The 10,277-nt window shown below is 68.1% G+C and carries 10 protein-coding genes; 7 read left to right on the forward strand and 3 right to left on the reverse strand.

All coding sequences use genetic code 11. The annotated features are described in order from the left end of the window. Positions 1–35: 35 nt before the first annotated feature. Both N4261_RS13255 and N4261_RS13260 read right to left on the reverse strand, forming a co-directional pair. Entirely contained in the window at positions 36–581 is a 546-nt protein-coding gene (locus N4261_RS13255) for a hypothetical protein (RefSeq protein WP_261755778.1), read from the reverse strand. A 116-nt stretch (positions 582–697) separates the two neighbouring features. Further along, the gene (locus tag N4261_RS13260; protein WP_261755779.1) at positions 698–1,609 is read right to left on the reverse strand and encodes a LysR substrate-binding domain-containing protein; all 912 of its coding nucleotides are present in this window, start codon (positions 1,607–1,609) and stop codon (positions 698–700) included. Between the two features lie 141 nt (positions 1,610–1,750). On the opposite strand from N4261_RS13260, the gene phnA reads away from it, so the two are divergent. The 7 genes from phnA (at position 1,751) to N4261_RS13295 (ending at position 9,612) form a co-directional block, all read left to right on the forward strand. Next, positions 1,751–3,010: a phosphonoacetate hydrolase gene (phnA, locus tag N4261_RS13265; protein ID WP_261755780.1), complete on the forward strand. Its 1,260-nt coding sequence runs from the start codon at positions 1,751–1,753 to the stop codon at positions 3,008–3,010. Between the two features lie 11 nt (positions 3,011–3,021). Further along, on the forward strand, positions 3,022–4,101 hold the full coding sequence (gene psrA, locus N4261_RS13270) for an iron-containing alcohol dehydrogenase PsrA (RefSeq protein WP_261755781.1): 1,080 nt from the start codon (positions 3,022–3,024) through the stop codon (positions 4,099–4,101). After that, entirely contained in the window at positions 4,098–5,570 is a 1,473-nt protein-coding gene (gene phnY / locus N4261_RS13275; RefSeq protein ID WP_261755782.1) for a phosphonoacetaldehyde dehydrogenase, read from the forward strand. Before psrA ends, phnY begins: the two co-directional genes overlap by 4 nt. A 127-nt stretch (positions 5,571–5,697) precedes the next feature. Then, entirely contained in the window at positions 5,698–6,672 is a 975-nt protein-coding gene (gene phnC / locus N4261_RS13280) for a phosphonate ABC transporter ATP-binding protein (protein ID WP_435532064.1), read from the forward strand. Between the two features lie 32 nt (positions 6,673–6,704). Next, positions 6,705–7,652, forward strand: coding sequence for a phosphonate ABC transporter substrate-binding protein (gene phnD / locus N4261_RS13285; RefSeq protein WP_261755784.1), 948 nt, complete (start codon positions 6,705–6,707; stop codon positions 7,650–7,652). Next, positions 7,649–8,497, forward strand: a complete 849-nt coding sequence (gene phnE / locus N4261_RS13290) for a phosphonate ABC transporter, permease protein PhnE (protein WP_261755785.1) — start codon at positions 7,649–7,651, stop codon at positions 8,495–8,497. Before phnD ends, phnE begins: the two co-directional genes overlap by 4 nt. A gap of 8 nt (positions 8,498–8,505) precedes the next feature. Next, positions 8,506–9,612, forward strand: a complete 1,107-nt coding sequence (locus N4261_RS13295) for a TIGR03364 family FAD-dependent oxidoreductase (RefSeq protein WP_261760704.1) — start codon at positions 8,506–8,508, stop codon at positions 9,610–9,612. Positions 9,613–9,772: 160 nt separating this feature from the next. On the opposite strand, the gene N4261_RS13300 is transcribed toward N4261_RS13295, so the two are convergent. Then, positions 9,773–10,255: a type II secretion system protein gene (locus N4261_RS13300; RefSeq protein ID WP_261755786.1), complete on the reverse strand. Its 483-nt coding sequence runs from the start codon at positions 10,253–10,255 to the stop codon at positions 9,773–9,775. Between the last annotated feature and the right edge of the window lie 22 nt (positions 10,256–10,277).

Genomic DNA, 10,277 nt, shown 5'->3' on the forward strand with positions numbered 1-10,277 from the left:
GCCGACCCGCGTTCCACTGGCCGGTCGAGACCCTGTCATTGGCCGTCGCTTGGCATCGGGCGGCAGGTCGGCGATTCCACCTCATACCCCAGCCAAAAATAGAGGTGAACGTGGAGCCGCTTGCCGCGGCGTTCGGTCAGGTGCACGCCTTCCCGGCTGACGCAAAGATCGGCGGCGAATCGCAACCCCGCCGCATCCGCCACCACCAGGCGATCCGCGGTGCTGGTGACTGCACGCACCTTGCCAAAGACAGCAACGCCGATGAACGGCATCTCGGCCCAGTGGGCAGGGACCTTGGCTTGGTAGATGTACGCCGGCTGGCCTGACAGGGGGTTCGAGGCGTTGACCTTGTCCTCAGCAAGACGGAGGTCGCTGGCGCTGAGCTGCTTGCAGCATTTCGACCGAGACCTTGAATCAGGAAACTGCAACTGAAGGGTGGATGCCAGGTCGAGCGGCGACGCGCTGACGACGGTGAGATGCCCGTCGCCGTCCATGCTGGCAATGCCAAAGGTCGGGCCCGGGGAGGCGATCGCTGCACTTGTCGTGAGCAGCGACGCGCTGAGGATTTGCTTGAGAGTCATCGGCACACAACCCTGAAATGCAGATCGACGTCAAAGGCTTGCTCCGCCTTAGCTTGCGGCAGCGCAGTCCGAATTGCAGGGCTGCGTTGACCGGCGGCGTTGGCCGGTAGCGTACGTCATGGCGCCAACAGGCCCGACGCAGCGGCCACCCCCGCCCCGGCCACACCCGCCTCCGCCTCCAGCACCTCGAAAAAGCTCCTCACCATCCGCATGTCGCGCCGCTCGCCCAGGCAGACCACATGCGCGCAGGTGCGCGCTTCGGTGTCGCTGAGCCGGACCGCATGCAGCCCCGGCCCGGGAACGAACTCCACTTCCGAGACCGCCGCCAGCCCGAGGCCTTGCACCACCGCCTCGCGAATGATCTCGCGGCTGCCGATCTCCATGACGACCTTCGGCTCCACCTCAGCCGCCTTGAGCGCCGCCTCGAAGGCCTTGCGCGTGGTGGAGCCTTGCTCGCGCATGATCAGTGGCTCACCGGCCAGCTCGGCGGTGCGGATGCTGCGCCGTTTGGCAAACCGATGACCCGCCGGCACCAGCATCACCACCGGATGCTCGCTGTAGGGCAGGGCGACGAAACGCCGGTCGCGCGAGAACTGCGCCAGCACCCCGACATCGGCCCGGTAGTCGAGCAACCGCTCCAGCACATCCTGTGAGTTGCCGGTGCTCACCGAGATCGTGATGCCCGGATAACGCCGGTTGTAGAGCGCCAGCATCTTGGTGACGTGGTACGGCCCCACCGCCGCCACTCGCAGATGCCCGGAGCGCAGCTCACCCGCATCGGCCAGCAACTGCCGCGCCTCCGACTCCAGGCTGAAGATCTGCCGGGAGATCTGCAGCAGCCGATCGCCGAGTTCCGTCGGCTGCACCCGCCGGCCGTATCGATGGAACAGCTCCACCCGGTAGCTCTCCTCCAGCTCCCGCACCTGTGTCGTGATCGTCGGCTGGCTCACATGGAGTTGTTCCGCCGCCTTGGTGAAGCCGCCGTGGCTGGCCACCGCATGAAACGACCGCAATTGTGTCAAACGCATGAATCGAGGCTCCCGAATTTCCCAGGGGTTCTATAGCTTCACTCAATTTGAAATCAGAAAACATTGAATTTGTGTGAATCGACCTGGGCAGCAACAGTCACGTCCCTGAAGCCACCGATCGCTCACGCCTCCGAATTCACCATGCCATCGCACACTGATCTCACCGCCGACCACGATCCCCTCCACGTCAACGGACGAACCTACCGCATGCCGGTCGAGCCCGTCGTGGTGCTGTGCATCGATGGGTGCGAGCCGGACTACCTGACCCAGGCCCTGATGGCCGGCCAGATGCCGCAGCTCCAGCGCCTCCTGGCCCGCGGCACCACCTGCACGGTGGATGCGGTGATGCCCACCTTCACCAATCCCAACAACCTGTCCATCGTCACCGGTGTGCCGCCGGCGCAGCACGGCATCGCCGGCAACTACTTCCTCGATCGCTCCACCGGCGAGGCGGTGATGATGAATGAACCCGAGTACCTGCGGGCACCGACCCTGCTGGCCGCGTTCTCGGCCGCAGGCGTCGAGGTGGCCGTGGTCACGGCAAAGGACAAGCTCCGCCGCTTGCTCGGCCACGGCCTGACGGCCGGCATCTGCTTCTCTGCCGAGAAGGCCGACCAGGCCACGCTGGCCCACGGCGGCATCGACGATGTGCCTGCCTTCGTCGGCCTGCCCGTCCCGGATGTCTACAGCGCGGCCCTGAGCGAATTCGTCTTTGCCGCGGGCGTGGCCCTGCTGCGCGCCGGCAAGGCCCGCATGCTCTATCTGTCGACCACCGATTACGTCCAGCACAAGTGCGCCCCGGGCACGCCCGGCGCTAACGCGTTCTACGCCATGCTGGACCGGTATCTCGGCGAGCTCGACGCGCTCGGCGCACGCATCGCCCTGACGGCCGACCACGGCATGAATGCGAAGACCGATGCCGCCGGTGCGCCGCAGGTGACCTATCTGCAGCCGCCCTTGGATGCCGCGCTGGGGGCGGGGTCGGCCCGGGTGATCCTGCCCATCACCGATCCCTATGTGGCCCACCATGGCGCCCTGGGCTCCTTCGCCTGCGTGTACCTGCAAGATCCCGCGCAAGCCCCGGACGCGGCCGCCTTGCTGGGCCAACTGCCGGGCGTGCAGATGGTGCTCACCCAGCAGGCAGCGGCCGATCGATTCGAATTGCCGACCGACCGCATCGGCGACCTGATCATCGTGGCGGACCGCTTGAACGTGCTGGGCACCGCGCCCGAACGTCACGATCTGAGCGGGCTGGACCTGCCGCTGCGCTCGCACGGCGGCCTGTCGGAGCAACAGGTGCCGCTGCTGTTCAACCGCCGCCTCGCACGCCTGCCGGCCGATCGGCGCCTGCGCAATTTCGATGCCTTCGAGCTGTTGCTCAACCACACCCTGCCGGCCTGAGGCCACTTGCCATGCATCATTTCCACAATCCCGTCCGCACCGTGGCCGGCCTCGGCGCGCTGCAGGCCTTGCCCGATCTGCTGGGGGCTCGGCGCGCCCTGGTGCTGACCTTCACCGGCGCGCGCTCGCTCGGCTTGGTCGAGCCCCTTCAGGACGCGTTGGGGGACCGGCTGGTCGCGGTCATCGAGACCGTCACGCCCAATCCCGATGTGATCGAACTGGCCGCGCTCTATCCCGAGGTGTGGCGATACCCCGAGGCCGACGTGCTGATCGCACTCGGCGGCGGCAGCGTGATCGACAGTGCCAAGGCGGTGCTGACCCAGACCCCCAGCGGCCAGTTCCACGAGCTCCTGCAATGGCTCCGCGACGGACAGCGCTTCGCATCCGCTCGCCACAAGGCGCTCATCGCCGTGCCCACCACCGCCGGCACCGGCAGTGAGGTCACGCCGTGGGCCACGGTGTGGGACCGTGAGCTGCAGCGCAAGCTCTCGCTGCAGTTCCCGCACACCTGGCCGGAAGCCGCCGTCGTGGACCCGGTCCTGATGCGCCAACTGCCGGAAGCCGTCACCGTGCAGAGCGGGCTGGATGCGCTGTCCCATGCGCTCGAAGCCATCTGGAATCGTCATGCGAATCCGGTGTCCGATGCGCTGGCCGTCGCCGCGGCCCGAACCATCCAGGTCACGCTGCCCGCGCTGCTCCGCGCGCCGCAGGACCTGAATCTGCGTGAAGCGATGGCGATCGCGGCCCTGCAGGCGGGCCTCGCCTTCAGCAATACCCGCACTGCGATGGCGCACTCCATGTCCTATCCGCTGACGCTGCGCCACGACGTGCCCCATGGCATTGCCTGCGCCTTCACCTTGCCCTTGGTGGCGGCAGCGGCCATCGGCCTGATGCCCGAGCGGGACGCGGTCCTGGCACAAGCCCTGGGTCCGTTGGAGACCGCGCCGGCACGCCTGGAATCGTTTCTCTTGGGACTGGGCGTGAAGACGCGGTTCGCCGACTACGGCGTCGACGACGACGAAGCCGCCGCCCTCTGGGCCCAGGCGCTGCAAGGCGACCGTGGCCGCAACTTCATCGGAGCGTCGGCATGAACGCACGAACAACCCCCATCGACGCCTCGGTCGTGGCCTTTCATCGCGATCGAGAGGAGTCGCTGCGGATGCGCGGCGAGCGGGTCGCAGGCGACAGCGGCCGCTTCCAGGTCGTCAACCCCTACACCGGCGCGGTGGTGGGCAGCGCCGCGAAGGCCAGCCGCAGTCAGGTGGAGCAGGCCCTGCTGTATGCCCACGCCTATCGCAGTCCGCTCAGCCGATACGACCGGGCCAGCATCCTGCGGCGCGCCGCCGAGCTGCTGACGCAGCGTGCGGAAGAGGCCGCTCAGCTGATCACCGCCGAATCCGGTCTGTCGCTGCAGGACAGCCGCTATGAGATCGGCCGCGTGCTCGACGTGCTGGGCTTCGGCGCCACCGAAGCCTTGCGTGACGACGGCCAGGTCTTTGCCTGTGACCTCACCGCCCAGGGCAGGCGCCGCAAAGTCATCTCGATGCGGGAGCCGCTGCTGGGTGTGATCACCGCCATCACCCCGTTCAACCATCCGATGAACCAGGTCGCGCACAAGGTGGTGCCCAGCATCGCCAGCAACAACCGCCTGGTGCTCAAGCCGTCGGAGAAGGTGCCGCTGTCCGCGCTCTGGTTCGCCGATCTGCTGTATGAGGCGGGACTGCCGCCAGCCATGCTGCAGGTGATCACCGGGGACCCGGCGGAAATTGCACAGACGCTGATCACCCATCCGGCGGTCGAGCTGGTCACCTTCACCGGCGGGGTCGAGATCGGCAAGCGCATCGCGCAGCTGGCAGGCTATCGGCGCACCGTGCTGGAGCTGGGCGGCAATGATCCGCTGATCGTCTGCGAAGACGCTGATCTGACCCGTGCCGCGCAACTGGCCGCCCAAGGCTCCTACCGCAACTCCGGCCAGCGGTGCACCGCCGTCAAGCGGATCCTGGTTCAACGCAGCGTCGCGGATCGTTTCACTGACCTGCTGGTGGAAGCCACCGAAGCCTGGACCTACGGCGATCCATTCGATGCGCGCCATGCCATGGGCACCGTCATCGACGAGGCCGCAGCCCGTCTGCTGGAGGAGCGCGTCGAATCGGCCCTGCAGGCCGGCGCCCGGCTGCGCTGCGGTCATCGCCGCGACGGGGCCTTGCTGGCACCGACGGTGCTGGATCGGGTGCGACCGGACATGAGCCTGGTGCTGCAGGAGAGCTTCGGGCCGATCTCTCCGGTGCTGAGCTTCGACACCATCGACGAGGCCATCGGCCTGGTCAACGCCAGCCGCTTCGGTCTGTCCTCCGGCGTCTGCACCGATCGGATGGACTGGGCCACCCGCTTCGCGCAGGAGCTGCAGGTGGGCACGGTCAACGTCTGGGAAGTCCCTGGCTATCGCACCGAACTCACGCCCTTCGGCGGCATCAAGGATTCCGGCCTGGGCCACAAGGAAGGCGTCCAGGAAGCGATCAAGGGCTACACCCAGCTCAAGACCTTCACGCTGCCGTGGTGAATTCGCCCACGCGCAGATGACAGCGCCGTGTCACCACCGCTTCACCAAGCGTTCCTACGCTCCCGCCATGCCGACCATGCCCGCCATTGCTCAAGACCTTGCCGCGGCCACCGCCGCCCCACGCACCATGCCGACACCCACTGATTGCATCGTCGAGGTCGACCACCTCCGCAAGACCTTCGGCACCGAGGCCGCGCTCAAAGGCGTGAGCCTGCGCATCGGCGCCGGGGAACGCGTGGCCCTGCTCGGCGCGTCCGGTTCCGGCAAGTCCACACTGATGCGTTGCCTGTGCGGTCTGGAAACCGCCGAGTCCGGTCGCGTGCAGGTGTTCGGAGACACCTTGCAGGCGGACGGCCGCCTGGGTCCGGACATCCGCCGCCTGCGCCGCAGCATCGGCGTGGTCTTCCAGCAGTTCAACCTGGTGGGACGACTGCCGGTGATGACCAATGTGCTGGCGGGCCTGGCGGCCGAGACGCCGCTCTGGCGCTGCCTGAGCGGTCGCTTCACCCTGGCACAGCGCACCCGGGCGCTGGAGGCGCTGGACACGATCGGCCTCGCGTCGCAGGCCTTCCAGCGCGCCTCGACCTTGTCCGGCGGCCAGCAGCAGCGCGCCGCGATTGCGCGGGTGCTGGTGCAGGGCGCCCGCTTGCTGCTGGCCGATGAGCCGGTGGCCTCGCTGGATCCCGAGTCCACCCGACGCGTCATGGAGCAGCTCACCCAGTTGAACCGGGACGCTGGCATGACGCTGATCGTCAGCCTGCATCACGTGGCACTCGCCCGGCGGTACTGCGATCGCGTGATTGCCTTGCGGCACGGTGAACTGGTTTATGACGGCCCCAGCCGCGCGCTCACCTCCGAATTCCTGCGCGAGCTCTACGGCAGCGCGGCCGACGAACTCGAAGCGGAAGACGCCGCGATCGGCAGCGTCCTCCCACGCCACAGCCACCCGACCTCGCTGGCCCCGATGCCTTCCCAGGAGGCGCGCATCGAGCCGCTGATGGAGCCGCTGATGGAGCCGCTGATCGAGCCGGTCATCGGCGCTCACCTCGACCCTCTCCACCACGACCTCCCCGGGGTCCGGCTCGCCACCCGGGCGGCCTGACCCTGATTCCGACCTCCACCGGAGCACCACCCATGAACCGCAAGACCCTTGTTGCCGGCCTGCTGGCCGTGATCGGCCTGGCTGCCCAGGCCCAGGAAATCAACTTCGGCATCATCGCCACCGATGCCGCCGCCGCCCAGCGCGACCGCTGGGAACCCTTCTTCCGAGACATGGAGAAGAAGACCGGCCTGACCGTCAAGAGCTTCTATGCGCCAGACTATGCCGGCGTGATCGAGGCGATGCGCTTCAACAAGATCCAGATCGCCTGGTATGGCAACAAGTCGGCCATGGAGGCGGTGGACCGCGCCCAAGGCGAGGTGTTCGCCCAGGTCATGTATGCCGACGGCAGCTTCGGCTATCACGGCCTGCTCATCACCCACAAGGACAGCCCCTACAAGACGCTGGACGATGTCTTCAAGAACGCCAAGGCCATCAACTTCGGCATCGGCGATCCCAATTCGACCTCCGGCTTCCTGGTGCCGAGCTACTACCTGTTCTCGCAGAACAAGATCGATCCGCGCAACACCTTCAAGAGCGTGCGCAACGCCAGCCACGGCGTCAACCTGCAGGCGGTCCTGGCGCGACAGGTCGACGTGGCCACCAACAACACTGAGGACGTGACCAAGCTCGAAGCCAGCAAGCCCGAGCTCGCCAGCCAGGTGCGCATCCTGTGGCGCAGCCCGCTGATCCCGAGCGATCCCTTCGTCTGGCGCAAGGACCTGGACCCGGCGGTGAAGGCCAAGATCAAGCAGTTCGTCGTCGGTTATGCCAAGACCGATCCGGAGGAGAAGGCCATCCTCAAGAACATCTACAACTACGGCGGCTTCCGTGAGTCCAGCAACGCCCAGTTGATGCCGATCCGCCAACTGGAGCTGGCCCGCGAACGGATGAAGATCGAAGCCGATGACCGCATGGACGCCGAGGCGAAGACCAAGGCGCTGGCCGAGGTGGATGCCAAGCTCGCGGCGTTGAAGTCATGATCACCGCCAGCAACCTCAGCGCCGCGACCTGCGGCTCCGCCGGCCGCAGCGCGGATCTGCTGGCCCAGTTGCAGGCGCGTGCCGCTGCCCAGCGGCCGGGTGTCGGCCATTACCTGGCCTGGGCCGCGGCGCTGGCGGTGCTGGCGTGGGCCTGGCGCGGGGCGGAGATCCGTCCGCTGGATCTGTGGCGCGATGCGGGCAACATCGGCACCTATGCCAGCGACTTCTTTCCGCCGGATTTCCGTGACTGGCGCCTGTATGTGCGGGAGATGGTGGTCACCGTCCACATCGCGATCTGGGGCACCTTGCTCGCGCTGCTGGCGGCTGTGCCGATGGGCCTGCTGTGCGCCGCCAACATCACGCCGCCGTGGGTGCATCAGCCGGTGCGCCGCCTGATGGATGCCTGCCGGGCGATCAATGAGATGGTGTTCGCGATGCTGTTCATCGTGGCGGTCGGTCTCGGGCCGTTCGCCGGGGTGCTGGCCCTGGCGATCCACACCACCGGCACGCTGGCCAAGCTGTTCTCGGAGGCGGTCGAAGCCATCGACCCGCGGCCGGTGGAGGGGATTCGTGCCACCGGCGCGCACAAGCTGGTGGAGCTGCTGTACGGCGTGCTGCCCCAGGTGATGCCGCTGTGGCTGAGCTTCACGCTCTACCGGTTCGAGTCGAATGTCCGGTCGGCCTCGGTGGTGGGCATGGTGGGGGCAGGGGGGATCGGCGTCGTGCTGTTCGAGGTGATCCGCAGTTTCCAGTACGCCCAGACCTGCACCGTGCTGATCATCCTGGTGGCGACGGTGTCGGCGATCGACCTGGCCTCCGCCACCCTGCGAAAAAGGTTCATCTGATCATGAGCATTGACCGTTTTGACCTGGTGGTGGTGGGCGCGGGCATCGTTGGCCTGGCGCACGCCTGGATGGGCGCGCGGCGCGGCTGGCGGGTGGCCGTGGTCGAGCGGGACCACCGCTGCATCGGCGCCTCCATCCGCAATTTTGGTTTCGTCACCGTCACCGGCCAGCGACAGGGTGACACCTGGCGACGCGCCCGCCGCTCGGCGGGCTTGTGGTCCGAAGCCGCTGAAGCGGCCCGCATTCCGGTGCTGCAACGCGGGCTGTGGGTCGCCGCCCAACGCCCGGCTGCGGCGGAGGTGCTCCGGGCCTTTCAATCCACCGAGATGGGTCAGGCGTGCGAGCTGCTGGGACCCGCCGAGGTCGCGGCGCGTGCTCCGCTGCTGCGGGCGCCCGCCGGCGCGCTCTATTCGCCGCATGAGCTGCGGGTGGAGTCGCGGGACGCGCTGCCGAGGCTGGTGTCCTGGCTGAGCGAGGTGCACGGCGTGCGCTTCTTCAACGGCGAGGCGGTGCTGGGCGTGGAGCCGGGGCGGGTGCATACCGCGCGGCGCAGCGTGCAGGCCGAGCGAATCGCCCTGTGCCCGGGCACCGATCTGACCGGCCCCGCCAGCGCCTGGCTGCCGCCGACCTTGCGCCTGAGCCGGCTGCAGATGATGCGGCTGCGTCCCACCGCCGCCGTGCGCCTGCCCACGCCGGTGATGGGCGACCTCAGCCTGGTGCGCTACGCCGGTTATGCCGAACTGCCCGAATCGCAGGCGCTGCACCAGCAGCTGTTGCGCGAGTGCCCGGACAGCCTCGCCCACGGCATCCACCTGATCGCGGTGCAGAGCGCTGACGGCAGCCTGGTGGTCGGCGACTCCCACCATGAACACCTCAGCCCGGAGCCCTTCGGCAGCGAGGCGGTGGACCAGTTGATCCTCGAGCATCTGCACGAGTCGATTCATCTGCCGCGGTGCGAGGTGGTGGAGCGCTGGACCGGCGTCTACCCCACCGGCCACACGCATGACGCGCTGGTCGAGGCCCCGGATCCCGGACTGCGGGTGGTGCTGGTGACCAGCGGCACCGGCGCCAGCACGGCCTTCGGTCTGGCGGAGGAAGTGATTCAGGGGTGGTGATGGCCGGGCGGTCGGCCGGGCGGACAGCACGTTCCGCTCGAGGCCGCCGCCCCGCCGCCGCCCAGCCTTCTTGCCTTGGCCGCCACCCTGCATGGCGCACGGGGTGTTGGCGGCGGAGTACCCCGTACAACCCGCGCCGCGCCTCCTACGCCTCGCGTCATCAGGGCTGTCGCGGCCATCCGCCGGAGGCCGGCGAGGACGCCGCCGTCACGCTGCCCGGCCGCACCAGCACGGCTTTGGCGATCGGCAGGCCGAAGCGCCAGCCGGCGTAGTCGTCGGCGTCGGCGAAGGTTTCCTGGCCCGGTTCAAAGCCGGTGCGACGGATCGGCGTACCGCGGGCCAAGCTGTAGACCGCGATGATGAAGCCCTCGCGGTCGCGCACCAGCCCCCACGTCGTGCTGCCAGTGAGCGGATCCGCATAGATCTGGCGCAGATGCCGACGCACTCCCGGGAAGCGCGGATCGCGCAGCAGCTCGGTGAGCTCACGCGGACCGCGTCGCGCGCTGGCCGAGTAGGCCACAAGGGCCCGCTCGAACTCACCGCCGACGAACAGCAGATGGCGCTCCGCATCCCGCCGTTCCGCCGTGGCGCCCAGGGTGACCGCAAAACTCGCAGCGATGCCCACCACCGCCAAGGCCATCATCAGCAGCAGATAGGCGAAGCCG

Origin of the sequence: Roseateles amylovorans (assembly GCF_025398155.2) — a bacterium.
Taxonomy (GTDB): Bacteria; Pseudomonadota; Gammaproteobacteria; order Burkholderiales; family Burkholderiaceae_C; genus Roseateles; species Roseateles amylovorans.

Bases quoted from the DNA above. Each gene is read 5' to 3' on its own strand.
- phnY (WP_261755782.1), top strand. From the start codon at position 4,098: ATGAACGCACGAACAACCCCCATCGACGCCTCGGTCGTGGCCTTTCAT.
- N4261_RS13255 (WP_261755778.1), bottom strand. From the start codon at position 581: ATGACTCTCAAGCAAATCCTCAGCGCGTCGCTGCTCACGACAAGTGCA.
- psrA (WP_261755781.1), top strand. From the start codon at position 3,022: ATGCATCATTTCCACAATCCCGTCCGCACCGTGGCCGGCCTCGGCGCG.
- phnD (WP_261755784.1), top strand. From the start codon at position 6,705: ATGAACCGCAAGACCCTTGTTGCCGGCCTGCTGGCCGTGATCGGCCTG.
- phnA (WP_261755780.1), top strand. From the start codon at position 1,751: ATGCCATCGCACACTGATCTCACCGCCGACCACGATCCCCTCCACGTC.
- phnC (WP_435532064.1), top strand. From the start codon at position 5,698: ATGCCGACACCCACTGATTGCATCGTCGAGGTCGACCACCTCCGCAAG.
- N4261_RS13260 (WP_261755779.1), bottom strand. From the start codon at position 1,609: ATGCGTTTGACACAATTGCGGTCGTTTCATGCGGTGGCCAGCCACGGC.
- N4261_RS13300 (WP_261755786.1), bottom strand. From the start codon at position 10,255: ATGATGGCCTTGGCGGTGGTGGGCATCGCTGCGAGTTTTGCGGTCACC.
- phnE (WP_261755785.1), top strand. From the start codon at position 7,649: ATGATCACCGCCAGCAACCTCAGCGCCGCGACCTGCGGCTCCGCCGGC.